This window comes from Halomonas sp. S3-1-1 (assembly GCF_023757625.1).
In the GTDB taxonomy this organism is placed as follows: domain Bacteria; phylum Pseudomonadota; class Gammaproteobacteria; order Pseudomonadales; family Halomonadaceae; genus Vreelandella.
The window spans coordinates 576,647-599,520 of record NZ_JALGBZ010000001.1 but is presented as its reverse complement, the minus strand read 5'-3'; the positions used below and the strand labels follow the sequence as shown (position 1 = coordinate 599,520).

The following is a 22,874-nucleotide window of genomic DNA, read 5'->3' as shown; positions in this document are numbered from 1 at the left end:
ACCTATCCTCGATGCTGTGTGCTGACGGCCTCGACCTCATCGGCATCGAGCCCTGCTTCTTCGAGCTCGTGATCGATGAAGCCCTTGCCACGGGCGTGTTTGACGATCTCCGGCAGGCGCAGCAGCTCGGCGATAATGAAAAGCACCGACGCTACCGGAATGGCGGATTGAGTGAGCTGCATCGAGATCGACGGAAGGCTCACCATATTCACTCCGTCGAGGATCAGAATGACCTGGTAGCTCGCAAGCCCCAAAAAGACGAAGAACCCAATGGTGATCGCCTCTGCCAGCAGCGCCACGGGCACTCGGATGGAGGGTGGACACATGTTGAGAACGCTGGGGCAAGTAATGTGGGCGCCTTTCGCGGCGGCCAGGGCCGTGCCGTAGTAGGTGACCCAGGCCAGCAGAACCGCCGCCAATTCGTCGTACCAGCTAAGTGGTGAGCCCAAGTAGCGGGTAACGAACCCAATGGTCACCACCCCGGCAAGCGCAATCACCAGCACCACCACGATCGCTTCAAGAAAGACAGAGTAGGCGTTCCTGAACCTGTCAAAAGTACTCATCGAAACCTCCGAGACCGAAGGCGCCTGGCTGAGAGGCGCCTCGCGTGATGATGGTTATTCGCGCAGCGCGTTAACCTGATCGATCAATTCCTGGCCGTTATCCACCTCGTTGGCGAACTTTTCATAAATCGGCTGGGAGGCCTCGGAAAACGCTTCGAAGTCTACTTCGTTCACTTCCATACCCGCCTCTTCCATGAGGCCCAGAACTTCTTCGTCCAACCGAGCGCCTTCCTCGAGTGCAAAGTCTTCCACTTCGACCGCGACCTCTTCCAACACCGTGCGCACCTCTTCGGGCAAACGATTCCAGCTCGCACCCGCTACCAGATAAGCCGGTGTGTAGACGTGGTTCGACATGGAGAGATACTCCTGCACTTCCTGGAAGCGCGAGGAGTAAGCCTGAATCAAGGGATTTTCCTGGCCATCCATCGCGCCAGTCTGTAGCGCGACGAACACCTCGGAAAGCGACATGGGAGACGGCGCCGCGCCATAGCTTCTAAACATCTCGATACGCCAAACGCCGCTCGGAGTACGCAGCTTGATGCCGTCCAAATCCTCCGGCACCACGATCGGGCGAACGTTGTTGGTGATCTGTCTAAAACCGTTTTCCCATACGCCAAGAACCCTGAACCCACGCGCTTGGGCGGCCTCCGCCAGCGGGCCACGAACGACCTCGTCGCGCACGCGCTTCATATGCTCGCGGTTTTCGATCAGATAAGGCATTTCGAACAGAGCGAACTGCGCGTCTTCAGAACTCATGACCGTCGAAGGAATGGTCAAATCCAGTGAGCCCAAGCGTAGCCGGCGAAGCATCGACTCATCGCTACCCAACTGGCTATTGCCATAAACGCTTACCTCGGCCACCCCGTCGAGGCGCTCGTTGGCGAGTTCGGCAAATCGGTTGGCGGTGATTTCAAAAAGCGAGCCCGGCCCGCCAACGTGGCCAAGGCGAATTTCGGTTTCGGCAGATGCGCCAAACGCACCAAGGCTTAAGGAGATGGCCGCAGCCATGAACGCAGGTTTGAGGAATTTCATAGAGCACTCCGAGTGAATAATTGTTTTTGTCTCGGTGCCGTCGCAGCAAGGCGTCAGCGGCACCTGGCGAGCACTCGCTGATAGCCATGAGACTCAGCAAGCGTACTTTCGCGTTATTAGTTAGATGTTCTTGCTCGTTCAGCCCCTACAATTTGAATTCAAAATTCAAAATTAGGTATTAAACTTTCGTCTTTGGAGTGCCTGATTTATTTTTTTCATGAAAAATTCAATGCTTTAAAAACAAAAACGGCGCCGAATTCGGCGCCGTTTGCTTGATGAACCTGCGTAGGCGACGTCAGGGTTCGAGACCAAACGCCAGATTGGCAGCTTCGATACCGGCGATCGCGACGCTTTGATCCTCATCGGACGATGCGCCACTCACCCCAACGGCACCGATAACACGCTGCTGATCGTCCAGAATCGGTACGCCGCCGGCTACCGGCACTACCTGCCCTTGGGAAGCGGCGGCAACGCTTGCCAAAAATGCGGGACGCTCCTGATTACGCGCCCCCATCACGCCGCTGGCAATCCCCATACCAAGCGCTGCAAACGCCTTGCCATTGGCCACTGGAAAGCGTAACGGCCCACAGCCGTCCTCTCGCTCAGCGGCCACTAGATGACCACCGCCGTCCAATACCACCAGCGTGAGAGGGGGTAAATCGAACTCACGCGCTTTATCGACGGCGCCTTCGAGAATGCGTTTTGCCTGGGAGCGGGTAAGCTGAACGCTAGCGAGATAAACGTTGATGGGCATAAAAAACTCTCTTTTATCATTGTGATGGGATGAGTGAATCAGGTTTTTGCGGATCGTTATTTGTCACGAGCAGTACGATGAATTCATAATTATCTTTGCAGAACAGAAACCGCATCGCCACTATAGAAAAAATCACCATTCGCCGATTGACGCTTTCACAGGGCCGCTAGAAAGGCGTAAGTCAGAATAAAGGAGCGTGCCATGACCAAAATTCTACAGCGCCACTTGTATCGAGAGGTGGCCGACCGCATCGGTGATTTAATCGAACACGGCGAGCTCGCGCCGGGAGAACGTATCTCGGAAAAAGAGCTTTGCGAGCAGTTCGGCGTCTCGCGTACGCCGCTTCGCGAAGCGCTCAAGGTGCTGGCCGCCGAGGGGCTAATTCAGATTCTGCCCAATCGCGGCGCGCGCGTGGTACGCCTGACCTTCAAGAGCGTGAAGGATACCTACGATCTGATGGCGGCACTGGAGGGGTTGGCGGGTGAACTTGCCTGCCGACATATCGACGACAGTGAAATCAAACACATTCGCACGCTTCACGATGCCATGCTCGAGTACTACCACGCGCGCGATTTGAACAACTACTTCGATATGAACCGTCAGATTCACGAACGTATTCTGGCCGCTTCCGACAACCCGGTGCTGCAGGAGACCTACAACAACCTGAGCCAGCGGGTCAAACGCGTACGCTATTCCAAGAAGATGACCGAGCAGTTTTGGCGTCTTGCCGTCGACGACCATGAACAGATGATCACGGCGCTGGAAAATCGCGATAGTCAAAAACTGGGCGAAGTACTGCGCGAACACCTCTGCAATAAAATCGAGGTGGCGACGCTGGCCGGCGTCATAGGCGACGACGGCCAAAACGCGGCCACCGCCTGAATCAACGCCACTCTTCCAGGCGCATCGCCGAGCGCTCCAACCGCTCGCTCTCGAGATCCAGCTCGCGCAAGAGCTCGGTGATGCTGGAGAGGTGCTCGAGCGCGACGCGTCGGGCGCCGTCGGCGTCGCCGGCGAGGACGGTTTCGAAAAGTTGCTGGTGCTGGTGGTTGATCATCGCGCGCGGTGCCGGGCGGTGATAAAGATGCTTGACCGAGGCGAACACCGAGCTTAGCAGCAGATCCGTCAGGCTTTGCAGCGTGTGCACCAGCACCGGGTTGTGTGAGGCCTGGGAGATCGCTAGGTGGAAAGCGTGATCAAAGCGCGCCAGCTGCTCCACGTCGATGGGCTCGGCGTATTCGACGTACTCGGCCATCTCCTGGTAGCGGCGGGTGATCAGCACGCGGTCCATCGAGGTGCCGCGCCGGGCGGCCAGGTACGCTGACTCCCCTTCCAGCAGCGCGCGCACCTCCAGCAAATCGAACAGCGTGCGCGGATGGTCGCGAAACAGGTGCATCAGCGGCCCCTGCTGATGCATGGGAAGCAGCGAGGCGACAACGGAGCCACGCCCTTGGCGAGTTTCGATGATGCTTTTGCTGCGCAAAATGCGAAGGCCTTCACGCAGCGAGGCGCGAGAAACGCCTAAGCGCTCGCACAGACGACGCTCGGAAGGCAACAGCTGGCCCGGGCGAAACACTCCTTCAAGAATCAGCTCTTCGATTTTCGCCGCCACGTGCTCCGGTGCACGCCGGCCAAGCGAGGTTTCCATGGATGAGGGTGTCACGCGGGTATCTCCAACGGTAAAGGGGGCAGCCATTAACTGGTCAGACCATTGCACCATAGGCTGGACAGGTACACAAAAAAAGCTCAGATTAGCGGCTATACCGTGACGTAGCGTTTTTTAAAAATCAGTACCCTAATAACAGGAGGGGATATGAATATCCTCTATGACGCGCGCCTCGACGGCGAGCTGATCGACCGTGACAAGCGCGAGGTGCTCGACGCTCTCGAGCACGCCGCCCCAACGCTCACACTGCTCTCTCGCGAAGAGGATCTCCGCCCGTTCGAGTGCGACGGCCTGGCGGCGTATCGCGTACTGCCCATGCTGGTGGCGCTGCCGGAAAACCTCGAGCAGGTCGAGGCGCTTTTGAAGTGCTGTTTCGAACTCGGCGTGCCGGTGGTGACCCGCGGCGCGGGCACCGGGCTTTCCGGCGGAGCACTGCCGCTCGAGCAGGGCGTTTTGCTGGTCATGTCGCGCTTCAACAAAATCATCGACGTCGACCCGGACGCCCGGCTCGCCCGGGTGCAGCCCGGCGTGCGCAATCTGGCGATCTCCGAGGCCGCCGCGCCTTTCGGGCTTTACTACGCACCGGACCCCTCCTCGCAGATCGCCTGTTCGATCGGCGGCAACGTGGCGGAAAATGCCGGCGGCGTGCACTGCCTGAAGTACGGGCTGACCGTGCATAACGTGCTGCGCGTCGACGTGCTGACCATCGAGGGCGAGCACATGACGCTCGGCTCGGAAGCGTTTGACGCGCCGGGCTTCGATCTGCTCGCGCTGATCAACGGCTCCGAGGGCATGCTCGGCGTGGTCACCGAGATCACCGTGAAGCTGTTGCCCAAGCCCACCGTCGCCAAGGTGCTGATGGCGAGCTTCGACGACGTCGAGAAGGCTGGCCGCGCGGTGGGGGACATCATCGCCGCCGGTATCGTGCCCGGCGGGCTCGAGATGATGGACAAACTTGCCATTCAGGCCGCCGAGGACTTCGTGCGCGCGGGCTACCCGCTGGACGCCGAGGCGATTCTTCTGTGCGAGCTCGACGGCGTCGAGGCGGACGTGGACGACGACTGCGAGACCGTGCGCCGGGTGCTGGAGCGTGCCGGCGCCACCGACATCCAGCAGGCAAAAGACGAAGCCGAGCGGGCCAAATTTTGGGCCGGGCGCAAGAACGCGTTTCCCGCCGTGGGCCGCATGTCGCCGGACTACTACTGCATGGACGGCACCATTCCGCGCAAGGAGCTCCCCCGGGTGCTCAAGGGCATTGCCGCGCTCTCTGAAGAGAGCGGCTTGAGAGTCGCCAACGTCTTCCACGCCGGTGATGGCAACATGCACCCGCTGATCCTGTTCGATGCCAACAAGGAAGGCGAGCTCGAACTCGCCGAGGACGTGGGCGGCAAGATCCTGGAGCTGTGCGTGGCCGCCGGCGGCTCGATTACCGGCGAGCACGGCGTGGGCCGCGAGAAGATCAACCAGATGTGCAGCCAGTTCCAGGCCGATGAGATCACGGTGTTTCACGCGGTGAAGGCAGCGTTTGACGACAAGCGCCTGCTCAATCCGGGCAAGAACATCCCCACGCTTGCGCGCTGCGCCGAGTTTGGCGCCATGCACGTGCACAACAACGACCTGCCCCACCCGGAGCTGCCGCGTTTTTAAAAAGGCCGCCGCGAACGAGAGAAAGGAATGACCATGACTGAACCAGCGACTGACCCAGCGACACGGGCGCCGGATCGCGATATCAGCGAGGCCCTTTGCCAGCAGGTGGCCAACGCCTACCAGAGCCGCGCGCCGCTACGCATCAAGGGCGGCGACACCCGCGCGTTTTACGGCCGCCCGGTTGAAGGCATCACGCTCGATATGGCCGAGCACAGCGGCATCATCACCTACGACCCGGTGGAGCTGGTGGTGACCGTGCGCGCCGGCACGCGCCTGGAGGCACTTGAAGCCGCGCTCAAGGAGCAGCACCAGATGCTGCCCTTCGAGCCACCGCGTTTTGGCCAGGCCAGCACCATTGGCGGCGCCGTCGCCACCGGGCTTTCCGGCCCGCGCCGCCCTTGGGCGGGCGCGGCGCGGGACTTCGTGCTCGGCTCTCATGTCATCACTCAGCAAGGCAAACTGTTGCGCTTTGGCGGCGAGGTGATGAAAAACGTCGCCGGCTACGATATCTCGCGGCTGATGACCGGCGCCCAGGGCACCCTCGGCGTGCTGGCGGATATCTCCTTCAAGGTGCTGCCTCTACCGGCGGCCACCGACAGCCTGCGTCTGGATGACATTGGTATCGATGACGCGCTAAAGACGCTCTCCACACTGGGCCGCGAGCCGCTGCCGATCACCGGTGCGGCCTGGCACCAGAACGCGCTGTTCCTTCGCCTGGAAGGCGGCCAAAGCTCGGTGAAGGCGACACGGGAGCGCTTGGGCGGAGAGACGCTGGCGGATGATTTCTGGACTCAGCTGCGCGATCACCAACACGACTTCTTTACCCTGAAATCCGGCCAGGCGCTCTGGCGCGCCTCGCTCCCGCCCCACACCGCGCCGCTCGATATTGACGTTGACGAGGCGGATAGTTTCTACGACTGGGCGGGTAGCCAGCGCTGGATCAAGACCCGTGACGGTGAGGCGCTGCGCCGCGCCTGCCAACAGGCCGGCGGCCACGCCACCTGCTTTACGCCCGCGGCCATGGGCGGGACGGACTCGCCGTTCACGCCCCTCGACCCAGTCGTCGAGAAGTATCACAAAAGGCTCAAGGCCGAGCTCGATACCCACGGTATTTTCAACCCGGGCCGGCTGTACGCGGGGCTTTAAGGAGAGCTTTCATGCAAACGCACTTTACCGATGCCGATCGCCAGAAACCCCATATTCAGGAAGCCGAGCGCATTCTGCGTACCTGCGTGCACTGCGGTTTTTGTAACGCCACCTGCCCGACCTATCAGCTGTTGGGCGACGAGCGCGACGGCCCGCGCGGGCGCATTTATCTGATGAAGGAGCTTCTGGAGAGCGCCGACGACGACACTCAGGTGACCGAGGAGACGCGCCTTCACCTGGACCGCTGCCTGACCTGCCAGAACTGCGAAACCACCTGCCCGTCCGGGGTCGAGTACCACAAGCTCTTGAACATTGGCCGCGCGGAGATCGAGCGCCGGGTGCCGCGCCCAGCCTCCGAGCGCGCGACCCGCTTCGCGCTTAGAAAGATGATGGTCGAGCCCAAGCGCTTCCAGGCGCTGTTAAAACTCGGCCAGACCTTCAAACCGCTGGTGCCGGGCCCGCTCAGAGCCAAGATGCCGCCGCCCCCGGTGGATGCCGGCAAGCGCCCTGCGAGCGCCCACACGCGCCAGATGCTGATTCTCGAAGGCTGCGTGCAGCCCGGGCTCTCGCCCAACACTAACGCCGCCACGGCACGGCTACTCGACCGGCTCGATATCGGCCTAACACCGGTTCAGGAAGCGGGCTGCTGCGGAGCGATCGACTTCCACCTGAACGCCCAGGAGGCGGGGCGCGAGCGCATGCGCGCCAATATCGACGCCTGGTGGCCCCACGTCGAACGCGGCATCGAGGCGATCGTACAAACCGCCAGCGGCTGCGGGGCGTTTGTGAAGGAGTACGGCGAAATGCTGAAAGACGACCCGGCCTACGCTGAAAAGGCGAAGCGCGTAAGCGCCCTGGCCCGGGATATCGTCGAGATTCTGCGCGAGGAGCCGTTGGAGAAACTGAGCGTTCAAGCACAAAAGCGCCTGGCGTTTCACTGTCCCTGCACGCTGCAGCACGCCCAAAAGCTTAACGGCGCGGTCGAAGGCGTGCTGACCCGGCTTGGCTTCACGCTCACGCCGGTGCAGGATAGTCACCTCTGCTGCGGCTCGGCAGGCACCTACTCGATCACCCAGCCGGAGATCGCGACACAGCTTCGCGACAACAAGCTCGCGGCGCTGGAAGCAGGTGACCCGGAGATGATCGTCACCGCCAATATCGGCTGCCAAACCCATCTGGCGAGCGCCAACCGTACGCCGGTTCGCCACTGGGTCGAGATCGTCGACGCCGCGCTCGTCTGATTCATCATCCGGCGTCCGCTCACGCAGTTGGGTGCCGGGACAACCACTTACACGACAACGCAAAAGGAAACGCCATATGAAAACCAAAGCCGTACTGGGCCACACCGATGTCAACCGCGTGCTCGACGCCGCGCAACAAGAGGCCGAGCGCCAAGGCTTTGCCGTCACCATCGCCGTAGCCGACGACGGCGGCCATCTGCTGGGCCTTCGCCGTCTTGACGGCGCAGCGCCCTTCAGCGCCGATGTCGCCACTCAGAAAGCGCGCAGCGCCGCCATTGGGCGCAAGGAGACCCAGGTCTTCGAAGAAATGATCAACGGCGGCCGCACGGCGTTTGTTTCCGCGCCGCTCAAGGGCCTGCTCTCTGGCGGCGTACCGATCATGGTGGACGGCCAAGTGGTCGGCTCCGTCGGCGTTTCTGGCGTGAAACCCGATCAGGACGTGGAAGTCGCGAAAGCCGGCGTGAGCGCAATCGGCTAAACGTCAGGCACGCAAAAACGATGACCCTGGGCCACGGCTTGGGGTTTTTTTATGCATGAAGCGTGAATAGAGGCTATTCGAGCGCAAAAAGGCTCAAGCCAATAGAGACAACAAAAAGGGGAAAAAGGCAAAGCAGGAGGGAACATCAATGGCGGACCGGACGAGACTCGAACTCGCGACCTCCGGCGTGACAGGCCGGCATTCTAACCGACTGAACTACCGGTCCACTTTTAAAACGACCATTTAATTGCGGTTCAGATGCGCTTTTAAATGGTGGGTGGTACTGGGTTCGAACCAGTGACCCCCAGCTTGTAAGGCTGGTGCTCTCCCAACTGAGCTAACCACCCATGATCTAACGTATGATACGTTTAATCACATTTTATCTACTGCTGTTATCGATGGCGGACCGGACGAGACTCGAACTCGCGACCTCCGGCGTGACAGGCCGGCATTCTAACCAACTGAACTACCGGTCCGAATAGCGATAACATTGGGCAATAAAAGCGATGATGGCGGACCGGACGAGACTCGAACTCGCGACCTCCGGCGTGACAGGCCGGCATTCTAACCAACTGAACTACCGGTCCGCATTACATCAACCATTACTGCTACACGTGTCCAACCCATTAAAAAATGGTGGGTGGTACTGGGTTCGAACCAGTGACCCCCAGCTTGTAAGGCTGGTGCTCTCCCAACTGAGCTAACCACCCGCTGGTCACGTGGCGCTGCATTCTACAGGGTTCGGGTTGGGTGTCAATACGCTGGAAGAATTTTTGATTCAAATTAGCGTGTTGGCGACCAAGGCCTTGGGGCCTGCGAAAGCGCCGTCGAAGAATGCCGTAATTGCCCCCGGTGCGTCAATCAAAACTGTCATAATCTGGCCCGAATCCCGAACCAGGCTTTTCCTCCCTGCGCTATTTAGCTCGGCGCCCGGCCAGGCTAGACTCGCCCAGGGCTTTGATGTCCTCTCGCGTTCGATGGAATCCACTATGCAAAAAGCGCCACCCCGCATCGCCTCGCCCGCTTACAGCGGCGTTTACAGCGATGTCTATAACTACAAGGTCGTTCGCCAGTTCGCGATCATGGCCGTGTTGTGGGCGATCGTTGGCATGAGCGTGGGGCTGTTGCTGGCCGCCCAGTTGATCTGGCCGGAGCTGAATATGGGGCTTGCCTGGACGAGCTTTGGCCGGCTACGCCCGCTGCACACGAACCTGGTGATCTTCGCCTTCGGCGGCTCAGCGCTGTTTGCTACCTCCTATTACATCGTACAGCGCACCTGCCAGACCCGGCTTTTTAGTGACCGGCTCGCCGCCTTCACCTTCTGGGGCTGGCAGGCGGTCATCGTTTCGGCCCTGATATCGCTGCCGATGGGCTACACCACCACCAAGGAGTACGCCGAGCTCGAGTGGCCGATCAACCTTTTGCTGGCGGCGGTGTGGATTTGCTACGCGATCGTGTTTTTGATGACGCTCAAGCGGCGCAGAACCTCGCATATTTATGTCGCCAACTGGTTTTACGCCGCGTTCATTCTCACCATCGCGGTGCTGCATATCGTCAACAACGCCGCGCTACCGGTCACGCCAATGTACTCCACCTCGCTCTACGCGGGCGCGGTGGATGCCATGGTGCAGTGGTGGTACGGCCACAACGCGGTGGGCTTTTTCCTCACCGCCGGGTTTCTCGGCATGATGTACTACTTCGTGCCCAAGCAAGCCGAGCGGCCGATCTACTCCTACCGGCTCTCCATCGTCCACTTCTGGGCGCTGATCATGATCTACATGTGGGCTGGCCCGCACCACCTTCACTACACGGCGCTGCCGAGCTGGGCGCAGTCGCTGGGCATGGTGATGTCGATCATTCTGCTGGTGCCCTCCTGGGGCGGCATGATCAACGGCATTATGACGCTGTCAGGGGCCTGGCATAAGCTGCGCACCGATCCGATTTTGCGCTTTCTGGTGGTGGCGCTCACCTTCTACGGCATGGCGACGTTCGAGGGCCCGATGCTGGCGATCAAGACCGTCAACGCCTTCTCCCACTACACCGACTGGAACATCGGCCACGTTCACTCAGGCGCGCTTGGCTGGGTGGCGATGATTACCTTCGGCTCGCTCTATCACATGATTCCGCGCCTTTACGGGCGCACCTGCATGTACTCGACACCGCTGATCACGCTGCACTTTTGGCTCGCGCTGTGCGGCACGCTGCTCTACGTCATCGCGATGTGGGCCAACGGCGTCATCCAGGGGCTGATGTGGCGAGCGGTCAACGCCGACGGTACGCTGATGTACCGCTTCGTCGACGCGGTCGAGGCGAGCCATTCGGGCTATCTCGTGCGTCTTTTGGGCGGGCTTTTGTTTTTGGCTGGCACGCTGGTCATGGCGTTCAACGTCTACATGACGATCAGGGCTGCCTATAACGAGTCCTCGCGCGCCGAGCTCGAAGAAGCCCGCCATCAGGAGGCCCGCCATGAAGCATGAGCTGGTCGAGAAAAACGCCGGGCTTCTGGGGGCGCTGATTCTGGTGGCGATCAGCTTTGGTGGGCTTGCCGAAATCGTGCCGCTGTTTTTCCAAAAGGACGTCACCGAGCCCGTCGAGGGGCTTACGCCGCTCACCGCGCTCGAGCTCGAAGGGCGTGACATCTACCGCCGCGAAGGGTGTGTAGGCTGCCATTCGCAGATGATCCGCCCGTTTCGCGCCGAAACCGAGCGCTATGGGCACTACAGCGTGGCCGGCGAAGGTCTTTACGAGCACAACTTCCTCTGGGGTTCCAAGCGCACCGGGCCGGATTTGGCCCGGGTCGGCGGGCGCTACAGCGACGCCTGGCACCGGGCGCATCTTTATAACCCGCGCGACGTGGTGCCGGAATCGATCATGCCCGCCTACCCCTGGCTTTTCGAGCGCGAGCTCGACGGCGCCGCCACGCCGGCCAAGATGCGCGCCTTAAAGCGTTTGGGCGTGCCCTACGCCGACGAGCAGATCGACGGCGCCCGCGAGGCAGTCGAAGGCACCCCGGAGATCACCGCGCTGGTGGCCTATCTGCAGCAGCTCGGCACGGTGCTGGAGGGGACGCGCTAAATGACGACCGGCACCTTTCGCGGGCTGATCACTCTGGTTTTGATCATCGCCTTTCTCGGTATCGTGCGATGGGCCTACTCCCGTCGCCGGCGCGAGGCGTTCGATGAGGCGGCGAACCTGCCCTTCGCCGACGACGAGCCGCACGACGAGCGGGAGGGCCGCCGGTGAGTGATCTATGGGACAACGCCCTGCCCGGCTTCTGGAGCATCTGGGTGATCGCCTTGACGCTGATCACGCTGGTACTGGTGGTCTGGGTGGTGGCGGCCAACGCCGGGCGCGACGCGAAATCGGATGACGAGGCGCCCGCTGGTAGCACCACTGGCCACGAGGTCGATGGCATCGAGGAGTTCGACAACCCCATGCCGCGGTGGTGGTTCTACCTGTTTGTGGCCACGGTGGTGTTTACCCTTGGCTACCTGGCGCTCTACCCCGGCCTTGGCAACTTCAAGGGCCTGTTGGGCTGGAGCCAGCAGGCGCAGTGGGAAGAGGAAATGGCCGCCGCCGAGGCGCGCTTCGGCCCGGTCTTAGACCGCTACAACGATGTACCGATTCCCGAGCTTGCCAGAGATGACCAGGCCATGCAGATCGCCGGGCGGCTCTTCGCCAACAACTGCGCCGTGTGCCACGGCGTGGGCGCCCAGGGCGGCGACGGCTTTCCCAACCTGACCGATGACGACTGGCTCTACGGCGGCGAGCCCGAGGCGCTGCTGACCACGCTCACCCAAGGCCGGCGCGGCGTCATGCCCGCTTGGGCGCACTTGGGCGAGGAGGCCATCGAGGAGTTAACCCAGCACGTCCTCGCGCTCTCGAATCGCGAGCACGACGCCGCCCGCGCGCAAAGCGGCGCGCAGCGCTACGCCAGCTTTTGCGTCGCCTGCCACGGCGCAGACGGCACTGGTAACCTGGCACTCGGCGCGCCGAATTTGACCAACGATATCTGGCTCTACCGTGCCCCCAACCAGAGCGTGGCGGACGCCATCCGCCAGAGCCTGACCGAAGGCCGAAGCGGTGTGATGCCCGCCCAGGCGCCCTTCATCGGCGAGGCGCGCGTTCACCTGGTCGCCGCCTACGTTTACAGCCTACGGTTTAAAAACGCCGACGGCGATTAGGCGCGCATTTGTCGCATAAGCGTTGGGGCCTTGATCACCCAGAACAACGAACGCGCCCGCGATTGTTGTTATCATCAAACGCCAAGCGCCCTTCGAGCCCTTTTCGCGAGACCGAGTTTGATGCAGCCGATCCCCTTACAGGACGTTACCCCGCCACCGGCTACGCCCGGTGAAGCCGGTACGCGCCTGCGCGGGCGTCTGTACGTGCGCGAGAGCAAAGGGGGGTTCCAGGCGCTTCGCCGGCGGCTCAACATGCTGTTGATGGGCGGCTTTTTTCTGCTACCCTGGATCAATGTTCAGGGCCGCCCGGCCCTCTGGTTCGACATTCCCGGGCGCGAGTTTCACCTGTTGAGCGCCACGTTCTACCCACAGGAATTCATCCTGCTGGCGCTTTTGGCCATCGCCGCCGCCTTCGGGCTGTTCTTCGTCACCCGGCGTTGGGGGCGGGTGTGGTGCGGCTACACCTGCCCGCAAAGCGTCTGGACGTTTCTGTTCATGTGGGTCGAGCACCGCCTGGAGGGCTCGCGCCATCGCCGCCTGCGTCGCGATAAAAACGGCCCGGCCGTTTGGGTCCCGCGAAAACTCGCCAAGCACGCGTTGTGGGCGCTGATGGCGCTGGCCACCGGCGTCACGGTGTTGGGCTACTTCACGCCGATCCGAACGCTCACGCTCGACGTTATGACGCTCCAGGTCGAGGGCTGGGCGCTGTTCTGGGTCGGCTTTTTTACGTTCTTCACCTACCTCAACGCCGGCTGGCTGCGCGAGCAGGTCTGCCTTCACATGTGCCCCTACGCGCGCTTTCAGTCGGTAATGGTCGACCGCGACACGCTCACCGTGGCCTATGACGCGACCCGTGGCGAGCCGCGGGGCGGTGGGCGTACTTCCGGAGGCGACTGCGTCGACTGCCACCTGTGCGTGCAGGTCTGCCCCACCGGTATCGACATCCGCGACGGGCTGCAGTACGCCTGTATCCAGTGCGCGGCCTGCGTGGACGCCTGCGATACGGTCATGACGCGCCTGGGCCGCCCCACCGGGTTGGTCGGCTACACCACCCAGAACCGTCTCGAGGGTCGCCCAGCGCCGCGCGCCTGGCGCTACCGAACGGGGGCGCTTGCGCTGCTGGCGCTCACGCTCGCCGTGCTGGGGTGGGCGCTTACTCAGCGCGCGCCGGTCAGCGTCGAGGCCGAACGCGAGCGCGGCACGCTCTACAGCGTCACCGAAGGCGGCGAGGTCCAAAACGTCTACCGGCTAACGGTGCGCAACCGCGACCGCCAGGCACACACCTATCACTTGAGTGTCGAGGCGCTTGCCGGAGCCAGGCTCGACACCCGCACAATCCAGGTGCCCGGCGGTGGCTCCACAAGCCAAGTCATCAGCGTGAGCGCGCCCGCCGGTGTCTCCCCCAGCCAGCCGTTCAGCTTCGTGCTCGCCTCCGAGTCCGGCGAGCCCCTGGCGCGTCGGCCAGCGCGCTTTTTGAGCGGCGAGAGGAGATAAGCCATGTTCGAGCCCGCGCCGCCGCCCTGGTATCGTCAGTTCTGGCCCTGGTGTTTGCTGACGCTTCTGCTCTCGTCGATGCTGATGAGCGTCGGCTTTGCGGTCGTGGCGCTCAAAACCTTCGACGGCATGGTGGTGCAGGAGGACTATTTCGAACACGGCAAAGCGATCAACGCGGTGCTCGAAAAAGTCGAGCGCGCCGAGGCGCTGGGGCTTTCTGCGACGCTCTACGTCGACCCGGTGACCCAGGACGTGGTGCTCGAACTCGAAGGCCAGGCACGGCCGAAGGCGCTTGCTCTGCGCCTGATTCACCCCACCCGGGACGAGCGCGACGTGCGCCTGACGCTGACCCACCGCCGGGGCGGCCATTACGTTGGCCAGGCCCCCACCGGGCTTGCCTACCGGCGCTACGTGACGCTTACGCCGAGCCAGGCGCCGGATTGGCGGCTCAACGGCGAGATTACCCTGCCAAGTGACGGGGCGGTGCGATTGGCCCCGGCGCGCGCGGGGGCGCCATGACCGAGCCGTGCTACCACTGCGGAGCGCCGGTGCCCGCTGGCGCCCCCTGGACGATCACCCTGGACGGCGCGGCCAAACCGCTTTGCTGCCCCGGCTGCGAGGCGGTGGCCCACGCCATCGTCGAAGGCGGGCTCGAAAGCTACTACCGCTACCGCACCGAGCTTTCCCCCCGCCCGGCGGACGACCATGCCAAAGCCGAGACCTGGTCGGCATTCGATCACCCCGAGCTGCAGGCGCAGTTCGTTCATCCGCGCGAAAGCGACGTCAGCGCCACCCTGGCGGTGGAGAACATCACCTGCGCGGCCTGCGCCTGGCTGATCGAGCACCACCTGAACGCACTGGAAGGCGTTACTGGCAGCGCGGTGAATCTGACCGAGCACCGCCTGTGGATAAGCTGGGATCCGGCCATACTCGCGCCTTCGCAAATTTTTGCCGAGCTTGCCGCGATCGGCTACGAGGCCATACCCTTCGAGCCGGACCGGGCGCTGGCCCGCCAACAGCGGGAGGCTCGCATGCTCGTTCGCCGGCTGATCGTGGCCGCCGTAGGCATGATGCAGGTGGTGATGTTCTCGATCCCGCTCTACGTGGCGGGGCCAACCGAGCTCGGTGATAACTTCTTCGCGCTGTTTCACTGGCTGTCGCTTATGCTGACCACGCCGGTGGTGGCGTTTTCCGCTTGGCCGTTTTTCCGCACCGCCGCCAACGCGCTTGCCCACCGGCGGCTGACCATGGAGGTGCCGGTGGCGCTCTCCCTCGGCCTGGCCTATAGCGCCAGCGTCTACGCGGTGCTCAACGGCCAGGGCGACGTCTATTTCGACTCCATCGCCATGTTCACCTTCTTTTTACTGTTCAGCCGCTATATCGAAGCGCGCACCCGCCGCGCCGGCGGCAACGCCCTGAGCCGTGCCCTGCCCGCCGCCGCGCTGCGGCTGGACGACGACGGCGCGCAGCGCGTGGTGCCGGCCAGCCACCTCAGGCCCGATGCCCGCATTCTGGTGAAACCCGGTGCCACGGTGCCCGCCGACGGCATCATCGAGCAGGGCGAATCGAGCCTCATTGAGTCGATGCTGACCGGCGAGTTTCTGCCGGTGACCAGACGCCCCGGCGGGCGCGTCATCGGTGGAAGCCAGAACGTGGAGAACGCGCTCACCGTGCGCGTCACCCACGCCGGGCGTGAATCGACGATCGCTAGCGTGCTCGATCTGACCGACCGGGCGTCGGCAAACCGCCCACGGCTTGCAAGGCTTGCCGACGCCATGGCGCACCGTTTCGTGCTGCGCCTTTTACTGGTCACGCTCTGCGTGGCCACCGCCTGGCTATTCATCGACCCTGACCGGGCGTTCTGGGTCACGCTTTCGGTGCTGGTGGTCACCTGCCCCTGCGCGCTGGCGCTGGCCGCCCCCACAGCGCTGGCCACCGGGCACACCGAGCTTTACCGGCGCGGCGTGCTGATCACCCGCGCGGACGCGCTGGAAGCGCTTGCCGGCGTGACCCGCGTGGTGTTCGACAAGACCGGCACGCTCACCCGCGGCGAGATGCACTTGGCCGCGACCCAACCGCTCGGCGCGCTCAGTGAACCCCGCGCCCGGCAGATCGCCGCCGCCATCGAGGCGCACTCGGAGCACCCGATCGCCTCGGCGTTTCGCCCGTTTCTTGAGCCGGCGCTCACCGCGTGCGACGTCGTGCGCCACCCAAGTCAGGGCCTGAGCGCTACCCTCGACGGCGAACGCTGGCGCCTCGGCCGGGCGGCGTTCGCAGCAAACGACGCCATCACACCGCCCGGGCCCGGCCAGTGGCTATTACTCAGTCGACAAGGCGCCGATGGCGCTTTCGCCCCGGGCGCCTGGTTTCGCCTCGAAGACACCCTGCGCGACGACGCCGCCGACACCGTGGCAAACCTCCAGGCGCTCGGTATCGACGTGGAGCTACTCTCCGGCGACGAGCGTGCCCCCGTCGAGGAGCTGGCCAACACGCTCGGTATCGCGACCTGGCAGGCCCGCGCCACGCCGGAAGAGAAGCTAGCGCGCATCCAGGCGTTACAGGCCGACGGCGAGCGCGTGTTGATGGTCGGCGACGGCATCAACGACGTGCCGGTGCTGGCCGGGGCCAACGTGTCGCTGGCGATGAACGGCGCCATCGATCTTGCCCAAACCCGGGCCGACGCGCTGCTGCTAAGCCCGCGTTTGACCCGCATCGTCGAGGCGCTGTTGCTTGCCCGCGCCACCCGCCGGGTGATGCGCCAGAATATCGCCTGGTCGGTCGCCTACAACGGCCTGGCACTGCCGCTGGCCGCACTTGGCCTTGTGCCGCCTTGGCTTGCCGCGCTCGGCATGTCGCTCAGCTCGCTGGTAGTGGTGGGAAACGCCCTGCGGCTGAAACGGGGTCCGCGCGGTAAATGTCAGCATCTGCCCGCGCATCACTGGGAGCCCGCATGACGAGTCTTTATCTTTTGATTCCACTGTCGCTGCTGCTACTGGCGCTGGCCGTCTGGGCGTTTTTCTGGGCAGTGAACAACGATCAGTTCGACGACCTCGACGGCCCCGCCCACCGCATCCTGTTTGACGACGACCTGGCCGAGCCCCCTAAACGCCGCCCGGGGAAAGCGCCCGCCGAGCGCGACGAGCCGCGCCCGTGAACCCGACCGGCTTCGACCTGCCCCCGCTGCTTGCCGCCTGGGTATTCGGCCTGCTTGGCGGAGCGCACTGCATCGGCATGTGCGGCGGCATCATGAGCGCCCTGGCCTTTGCGGTGCCGCCGAGTATGCGCCGCCCCGCGCGCATGGCCGGGCTGCTGCTCGGCTACAACCTCGGGCGCATCGCAAGCTATATGCTGGCCGGGGCCTTGGCGGCCGCGCTTGGCACGCTGATCACCCTCGCCCCCGCGACGCGGGTGGTACTCGAGGCCTTTGCCGCAGTGATGCTGATTCTAATGGCGCTCTATATCGCCAACTGGTGGAAGGGGCTTTTAACGCTGGAAGGGCTGGGGCGAAAGCTTTGGCGCGTGATCGAGCCGCTGGGCCGGCGGCTGATGCCAGTAGTGCACCTGCCCCAAGCGGTGGCGCTCGGCGCGCTCTGGGGCTGGCTGCCCTGCGGGCTGGTGTACTCGATGCTCGCCTGGAGCATGGCCACCGCCGCCCCGGCCCAAGGGGCGCTCTTGATGGGCGCCTTCGGTTTAGGAACGCTGCCGGCGCTTCTGGCCACCGGCCTGGCCGCGCAAGCTTTGTCCGGGCTTATTCGCCACCCCGCCACCCGCACCCTGGCCGCGGTCGTCATCATCGGCTTCGCGCTCTACCAGCTCTGGACGCTTTGGCCGCCTGTTTGAAGAGAAGCATGCGTAGGCCAGCCAATAGCCCAGAACCGCAGGCTGCTCAAAGAAAAACGCTCAATGCGCGCATTGAGCGTTTTAGAGTGACGCAGGTGCCAATCTCTTGCAGAACAAGGCCTGAGGGCTGCGCGCTTACACCGGCAGTACGGCGCCGTCGGCGCGGGGTTCGGTCCCGCCCTGGAGAACGCCGCTTTCGCCATCGCGCAGGATGATCTGACCGCGGCCGAAGGTGAGGCCGTCGACACACTTGACGATGCGATGACCGCGACGTTCGAGGGCCTGGATGAGGTGATCCGGGAAGCCGGGCTCGACCTCGACGGTCTTGCCTTCTGTCCACTTCCAGCGCGGCATGTCCAGTGCCGCCTGGGGGTTGAGGTGATCCTGAAGCATGTTGGCCACGACCTGCACGTGGCCCTGGGGCTGCATGTAGCCACCCATTACGCCGAAGGGACCGACGGCCTGGCCATCTTTGGTGATGAAACCGGGGATGATGGTGTGGTAGGTGCGTTTACCCGGGCGCAGTACGTTGGTGTGCTCTTCATCCAGCGAGAACGACCACCCGCGGTTTTGCAGACTGATGCCGGTGCCGGGCACGACGATCCCTGAGCCGAAGCCTTCGAAGTTGCTCTGGATGAACGACACCATGTTGCCTTCGTCGTCCGCGGTCGAGAGATACACGGTGCCGCCCAGCAACGGGTTGCCATGGGTGGGGTCGATGGCGTCGAACGCGATCAGCTCGCTGCGCTTTTGCAGGTACTCGGGCGAGAGCATCTGATCCACCGTGAGGCTCATGTGCTCGCGCTCGGTAATGTAGCGAAGCCCATCGACATAACCCAGCTTGGTCGCCTCGATACGCCGGTGCAGCGACTCAACCGGGTCATGGGGCTCATCGCCCAGCGCTTCGAGAATGCCCAGCGCCTGCAGCGCGATCAGGCCGCTGCCGTTGGGCGGAATTTCCCAGATATCGTGGTCGCGGTAGCGAACGCTGATCGGGTCGACCCACTCCGGCGTGAACGCCTCCAGGTCCTCCTTGCGCAGAAAGCCGCCGTGCTGGCGCGAGAAGGCGTCCATGGCATCGGCCAGCTCGCCCTTGTAGAACGCCTCGGCACGGGTCTCGCCGATGGTGCGCAGGGTGCTGGCCATTTCCGGCGAGCGCCACACCTGACCGGGCCGAGGGGCGTGGCCCTGGGGGGCGAAGTGTTCGAACCAGGGGGCAAACTCCGGACGGTCATACTGGCGATAGCGGGCGTGCGCCTGCTCCCAGAGGCGGCTAGCGGTGGGCAGTACCGCGTAGCCCTCTTCAGCCAGGCGAATGGCGGGTGCCATCAATGCCTCGAAGGCCAGCTTGCCGAAACGCTCGGAAAGCGCGGCCCAGGCGCCGGGAGCGCCGGGAACGGTCACCGGTACCAGCCCGTGGGCCGGCATGTTCTCGTTGCCCTGCTCCTTGACCGCTTCGGCAGATATGCCCATCGGCGCTCTGCCGCTGGCGTTCAGGCCGTGAAGCTTGCCATCCACCCAGACCAGTGCGAAGGCATCGCTGCCGATGCCGTTGGAAGTCGGCTCCACCACGGTGAGCGCGGCGGCGGTGGCGATGGCCGCATCGATGGCATTGCCACCATCGCGCAGGATATCGGCGCCGACCTGGGCGGCCAGCGTTTGCGAAGTGGCCACCATGCCGCGCTTACCGAAGGTGACGGTCCGCCGAGAGGCGGCGGGGTAGTAATACGGGTCGAGTTTCATGCAAAAGTCCTCATTCTTGAGACGCACTGTCCTGGAAAGGACCTTTCTGGTCGGCCTCGGCAGCTCGCTGGGCCATTAGCCGGCGCTGGCGTACGTAACTGTAAACGCTGTACACCACCGAGACGACCGCCAGCGCCAGCAGTAGCGCCGAGATAGGACGAGTAAAGAACAGAGTCCAGTCGGCGCTGGTCTGGAACGCGCGGCGTAAGTTGGTTTCGGCGATCGGCCCCAGGACCACGCCCAGCACCAGTGGTGCCAACGGGTATTCAAGCTTCTTGAGCAGATAGCCGATGGAGCCGATCGCCGCCAGCAGGTAGAGATCCGACAAGCGGTTGTTCAGGGTGTAGGTGCCGATGGCACAGCATGCCAGTACGACCGGCACGACGATGTATTTGGGAACGTTCAGAATACGCATGAAGGCGCGCATCATCACCACGCCGATCACCAGCATGAAGACCGAGGCCACGGCCATGGCAATGAACATGCTGTAGACCAGATCCGGGTGATCGAGAATCAGGCGTGGGCCGACGCTGATACCGTGCACCATGATCGCCGCCATCAGCACGGCATCCGCCGGCGAGCCGGGAATACCCAACGAGATGAGCGGAATGAGGCTACCGCCCACGGTGGACGAATTACCGGACTCGGAGGCCACTACGCCTTCCGGTTCACCCTTGCCGAAGCTTTCCGGATGTTTGGAAGCACGCTTGGCCTGGTCGTAGGCCACCAGGTTGGAGATCGAGCTGCCGGCGCCGGGCACGGCGCCGATGAAAACGCCCAGAAGCGATGAGCGAATCACGTTGACCGGCTTGAGCAGCGTGCTCTTCATCACCTCCAGCAAGTGGGGGCGCATGTCACCGCCGATGAGCGATTCGGAGGCGCCTTCCTGGCGCGCGGGTGACGGCTCGAGCTCGGAGAGCAGCTGGCTCATGGCGTACATGCCGATCAGCACCACCAGAAAGGGAATGCCAGCGGTCAAGAGCTCAAAACCGAAAGTGAAGCGCTCGCGCGACATGATCGGGTCCGGGCCGAGGGTGGCAATGGCGATACCGACCAATCCGGCGATCAGCCCACGCAAGACCGAATCCCCCACCAGGCTCGCGATGATCGTCAGCGCGAAGACGATGAGCGCGAAATACTCCCAAGGGCCGAGCTTCACCGCCAGCAGTGCCAGCGGCGGCGCGGCGACGATGAGTACCGCAATCGAGATCAGCGAGCCGATGAACGAGGCGAACAGACCCAGGGAGAGCGCGCGACCGGGCTGGCCGCTTCGCGCCATGGGAAAGGCATCGAAGGTGGTGGCCACCGCCGAGGGCGTGCCGGGAATACCTAGCAGCGCCGCGCTGAACAGCCCGCCGCTCAAGCCCCCCACGTACACCGACAGCATCACCGCGATGCCCTGCATGGGCGGCATCGAGAAAGTGAGCGGCAGCGTCAGCACGATCGCCATGGTAATGGTGAAGCCGGGGATGGCCGCGGCGATGATGCCAGCAAAGGTGGCAATCGCCATCAACAGCAGTGTATAGGGCTCGGTGACGCCCCCCAGGGCGGCGAGAAATGCATCTGTCATGAGGTCACCCTTACCACCGTGCGCGGGGGAGGTAGATACTGAACACGTCAGCGAAGAGATAGTAGGGCCCGAACGAGAACAGCAGCGCCACGCCCAGCGCGACCACCACCGTCAGCGGGCGCTTGGGCGCCAAATAAAGCTGGGCCGCGAACAGATAGCAGAAGGTGCTGACGATGAAACCGGCCTTGGGCATGGCGGCCATGTAGGCAACGAACAACGCCAGGTTGATCCATACCCGTTGAAGCCCTGCAAAGCGCTGCCACGCCGTCTTGAACGAGGTGCGCGGAATGCCGCGCTTGATGATCTCGAAAACGAACGCGGCGCCGCTGAGCACGGCGATCGAAAAGAAGACCAGTTGCGGGAAGGTACCGGCGCTCATGGGCTCCCAGCGAGAGGCCGGCAACGAGCCGGCCTTCGAAGCCATGAGTAGCGCACCGACCGCAAACACCGCGTACGATGCCAGCTGCAACGTGGGCAGCAGCGCAGCGTCGGGGTTCTTACGCTCCATGATGTCGTCCTATGCAGTATTGGCCGACCTTAGTCGAGCAGATGGGCATTGTCTTCGATGAACTGGTCGTTGCGCTCGAGATAGTCGGTGTAGTCGGCGCGGTTCATGAAACGTACGGTGCCGCCGGCATTGGCCACGTCATTAACAAACGCGTCGTTTTCTGCCACGGCTTCCAGGGCGCTTTCCAGCGTCTCGATGATCGAGTCGGGTGTCCCCTTGGGTACCACGACGCCGCGAGTCACCAGAAACTCCAGGTCATATCCAAGCTCTTTGAGCGTGGGAATGTCCGGCAGCTCGTCCAGACGCTCGTCGGTGGCAGCGGCCAAGGCCGTCATATCACCGTTTTCGAGAAAGGCTTCCGCCGACTGATAATCCTCGATCGCCACGGTGATATGACCGCCGGCCAACGCGCGCAGGCGCTCACCGGTACCCTCGTAACCGACGTAGCCAAATTCGGTATCGGTGGCGTTTTCGAATTGCACCGCCCAAAGATGCGGAATGCCTCCCAGCGTCACGCCCATACGGTATTCGCCCGGGCTCGCCTGCACGGCCTCGAGCATGTCGTCCAGGGTTTCCCAACCGCTATCGGCATTGACCAGAATCACCGAGTTGTCGCTGGTCATCATGGCGACGGGCTCGAAGGTATCCCAGTTCTGATCGGTCACACCGGCGTGGTGCGCCATCAAAAGCCCCTCGTGGATCTGGGTGATGGTGTAACCGTCCGGGTCGCGGCGCGATGCTTCGCGAAGGCCCACGGTTCCGCTGGCTCCGGGCATGTTGATGATCGGCACCGGCGTGTCCAGCTCCTGCTCCAAGTGGCGCCCTACCAGACGCATCAGCAGGTCGCTGGCACCGCCTGGCCCCCAAGGCACGATAAATTCGATCGGACGGTCCGGGTAGCTATCGGCGGCCAAAGTCACGCCGGGCAGAGTGATCGCAGCAGAGAGCGCGGACAGGGTCAGCAACGTTTTAAGTTTCATGCATTTGTTTCCTGACAAGTTGGTTTTA

At 63.2% G+C, this 22,874-nt stretch carries 22 protein-coding genes and 5 tRNA genes; 14 read left to right on the top strand and 13 right to left on the bottom strand.

Annotation, left to right across the window (positions count from 1 at the left end; all coding sequences use genetic code 11):
• Positions 1–2: 2 nt before the first annotated feature.
• The 3 genes from MQW23_RS02905 to MQW23_RS02895 all read right to left on the bottom strand — a co-directional run bounded on the left by MQW23_RS02905 (position 3) and on the right by MQW23_RS02895 (position 2,349).
• Entirely contained in the window at positions 3–563 is a 561-nt protein-coding gene (locus MQW23_RS02905) for a TRAP transporter small permease (RefSeq protein WP_252106309.1), read from the bottom strand.
• Between the two features lie 54 nt (positions 564–617).
• Complete coding sequence (locus tag MQW23_RS02900; RefSeq protein ID WP_252106308.1) at positions 618–1,595, bottom strand: TRAP transporter substrate-binding protein; 978 nt, start codon at positions 1,593–1,595, stop codon at positions 618–620.
• Between the two features lie 295 nt (positions 1,596–1,890).
• A complete protein-coding gene (locus MQW23_RS02895) occupies positions 1,891–2,349 on the bottom strand; it encodes a GlcG/HbpS family heme-binding protein (protein WP_252106307.1) in 459 nt (152 codons plus the stop codon).
• Between the two features lie 201 nt (positions 2,350–2,550).
• Here MQW23_RS02895 and MQW23_RS02890 point away from each other — a divergent pair, with 201 nt between their 5' ends.
• Complete coding sequence (locus MQW23_RS02890; RefSeq protein WP_252106306.1) at positions 2,551–3,231, top strand: GntR family transcriptional regulator; 681 nt, start codon at positions 2,551–2,553, stop codon at positions 3,229–3,231.
• Position 3,232: 1 nt separating this feature from the next.
• On the opposite strand, the gene glcC is transcribed toward MQW23_RS02890, so the two are convergent.
• Entirely contained in the window at positions 3,233–3,997 is a 765-nt protein-coding gene (glcC, locus tag MQW23_RS02885) for a transcriptional regulator GlcC (protein WP_252106737.1), read from the bottom strand.
• Between the two features lie 165 nt (positions 3,998–4,162).
• On the opposite strand from glcC, the gene glcD reads away from it, so the two are divergent.
• From glcD to MQW23_RS02865, 4 genes are all read left to right on the top strand, one after another.
• Complete coding sequence (gene glcD / locus MQW23_RS02880) at positions 4,163–5,662, top strand: glycolate oxidase subunit GlcD (protein ID WP_252106305.1); 1,500 nt, start codon at positions 4,163–4,165, stop codon at positions 5,660–5,662.
• A gap of 33 nt (positions 5,663–5,695) precedes the next feature.
• A complete protein-coding gene (gene glcE, locus MQW23_RS02875) occupies positions 5,696–6,808 on the top strand; it encodes a glycolate oxidase subunit GlcE (protein WP_252106304.1) in 1,113 nt (370 codons plus the stop codon).
• An 11-nt stretch (positions 6,809–6,819) separates the two neighbouring features.
• Entirely contained in the window at positions 6,820–8,049 is a 1,230-nt protein-coding gene (glcF, locus tag MQW23_RS02870; RefSeq protein WP_252106303.1) for a glycolate oxidase subunit GlcF, read from the top strand.
• A 76-nt stretch (positions 8,050–8,125) separates the two neighbouring features.
• Positions 8,126–8,527: a heme-binding protein gene (locus tag MQW23_RS02865; RefSeq protein WP_252106302.1), complete on the top strand. Its 402-nt coding sequence runs from the start codon at positions 8,126–8,128 to the stop codon at positions 8,525–8,527.
• A gap of 149 nt (positions 8,528–8,676) precedes the next feature.
• Here MQW23_RS02865 and MQW23_RS02860 read toward each other — a convergent pair.
• From MQW23_RS02860 to MQW23_RS02840, 5 genes are all read right to left on the bottom strand, one after another.
• Positions 8,677–8,753, bottom strand: a tRNA-Asp gene (locus MQW23_RS02860).
• A gap of 45 nt (positions 8,754–8,798) precedes the next feature.
• A tRNA-Val gene (locus tag MQW23_RS02855) sits at positions 8,799–8,874 on the bottom strand.
• A 52-nt stretch (positions 8,875–8,926) separates the two neighbouring features.
• Positions 8,927–9,003: transfer RNA gene (locus MQW23_RS02850), tRNA-Asp, on the bottom strand.
• 34 nt (positions 9,004–9,037) lie between these two features.
• A tRNA-Asp gene (locus MQW23_RS02845) sits at positions 9,038–9,114 on the bottom strand.
• A 47-nt stretch (positions 9,115–9,161) separates the two neighbouring features.
• Positions 9,162–9,237, bottom strand: a tRNA-Val gene (locus tag MQW23_RS02840).
• Positions 9,238–9,516: 279 nt separating this feature from the next.
• On the opposite strand from MQW23_RS02840, the gene ccoN reads away from it, so the two are divergent.
• The 9 genes from ccoN to MQW23_RS02795 all read left to right on the top strand — a co-directional run bounded on the left by ccoN (position 9,517) and on the right by MQW23_RS02795 (position 18,045).
• Positions 9,517–11,004, top strand: coding sequence for a cytochrome-c oxidase, cbb3-type subunit I (gene ccoN, locus MQW23_RS02835; protein WP_252106301.1), 1,488 nt, complete (start codon positions 9,517–9,519; stop codon positions 11,002–11,004).
• On the top strand, positions 10,994–11,602 hold the full coding sequence (gene ccoO / locus MQW23_RS02830) for a cytochrome-c oxidase, cbb3-type subunit II (RefSeq protein ID WP_252106300.1): 609 nt from the start codon (positions 10,994–10,996) through the stop codon (positions 11,600–11,602). Before ccoN ends, ccoO begins: the two co-directional genes overlap by 11 nt.
• Positions 11,603–11,770: a cbb3-type cytochrome oxidase subunit 3 gene (locus MQW23_RS02825; protein WP_442908571.1), complete on the top strand. Its 168-nt coding sequence runs from the start codon at positions 11,603–11,605 to the stop codon at positions 11,768–11,770. It abuts the gene before it with no gap.
• Positions 11,767–12,711 carry a cytochrome-c oxidase, cbb3-type subunit III gene (gene ccoP / locus MQW23_RS02820; RefSeq protein ID WP_252106299.1) on the top strand — a complete coding sequence of 315 codons (945 nt, stop codon included), beginning with the start codon at positions 11,767–11,769 and terminating at the stop codon, positions 12,709–12,711. The genes MQW23_RS02825 and ccoP overlap by 4 nt, the downstream gene beginning before the upstream one ends.
• A 120-nt stretch (positions 12,712–12,831) precedes the next feature.
• Positions 12,832–14,205: a cytochrome c oxidase accessory protein CcoG gene (gene ccoG / locus MQW23_RS02815; protein WP_252106298.1), complete on the top strand. Its 1,374-nt coding sequence runs from the start codon at positions 12,832–12,834 to the stop codon at positions 14,203–14,205.
• A 3-nt stretch (positions 14,206–14,208) separates the two neighbouring features.
• A complete protein-coding gene (locus MQW23_RS02810; protein ID WP_252106297.1) occupies positions 14,209–14,724 on the top strand; it encodes a FixH family protein in 516 nt (171 codons plus the stop codon).
• A complete protein-coding gene (locus tag MQW23_RS02805; RefSeq protein ID WP_252106296.1) occupies positions 14,721–17,159 on the top strand; it encodes a heavy metal translocating P-type ATPase in 2,439 nt (812 codons plus the stop codon). The genes MQW23_RS02810 and MQW23_RS02805 overlap by 4 nt, the downstream gene beginning before the upstream one ends.
• The gene (gene ccoS / locus MQW23_RS02800) at positions 17,156–17,359 is read left to right on the top strand and encodes a cbb3-type cytochrome oxidase assembly protein CcoS (protein ID WP_252106295.1); all 204 of its coding nucleotides are present in this window, start codon (positions 17,156–17,158) and stop codon (positions 17,357–17,359) included. Before MQW23_RS02805 ends, ccoS begins: the two co-directional genes overlap by 4 nt.
• The gene (locus MQW23_RS02795) at positions 17,356–18,045 is read left to right on the top strand and encodes a sulfite exporter TauE/SafE family protein (RefSeq protein WP_252106294.1); all 690 of its coding nucleotides are present in this window, start codon (positions 17,356–17,358) and stop codon (positions 18,043–18,045) included. Before ccoS ends, MQW23_RS02795 begins: the two co-directional genes overlap by 4 nt.
• A 135-nt stretch (positions 18,046–18,180) precedes the next feature.
• Here MQW23_RS02795 and MQW23_RS02790 read toward each other — a convergent pair whose 3' ends face one another.
• From MQW23_RS02790 to MQW23_RS02775, 4 genes are read right to left on the bottom strand one after another with little or no spacing between them, the layout of a single operon-like run.
• Positions 18,181–19,788 (bottom strand): gamma-glutamyltransferase family protein, encoded by a 1,608-nt coding sequence (locus tag MQW23_RS02790; RefSeq protein ID WP_252106293.1) that lies wholly within the window; start codon positions 19,786–19,788, stop codon positions 18,181–18,183.
• Between the two features lie 10 nt (positions 19,789–19,798).
• Positions 19,799–21,358 carry a tripartite tricarboxylate transporter permease gene (locus MQW23_RS02785; RefSeq protein WP_252106292.1) on the bottom strand — a complete coding sequence of 520 codons (1,560 nt, stop codon included), beginning with the start codon at positions 21,356–21,358 and terminating at the stop codon, positions 19,799–19,801.
• Between the two features lie 10 nt (positions 21,359–21,368).
• On the bottom strand, positions 21,369–21,866 hold the full coding sequence (locus MQW23_RS02780; RefSeq protein WP_252106291.1) for a tripartite tricarboxylate transporter TctB family protein: 498 nt from the start codon (positions 21,864–21,866) through the stop codon (positions 21,369–21,371).
• 29 nt (positions 21,867–21,895) lie between these two features.
• On the bottom strand, positions 21,896–22,846 hold the full coding sequence (locus MQW23_RS02775; RefSeq protein ID WP_252106290.1) for a tripartite tricarboxylate transporter substrate binding protein: 951 nt from the start codon (positions 22,844–22,846) through the stop codon (positions 21,896–21,898).
• Positions 22,847–22,874: the final 28 nt, after the last annotated feature.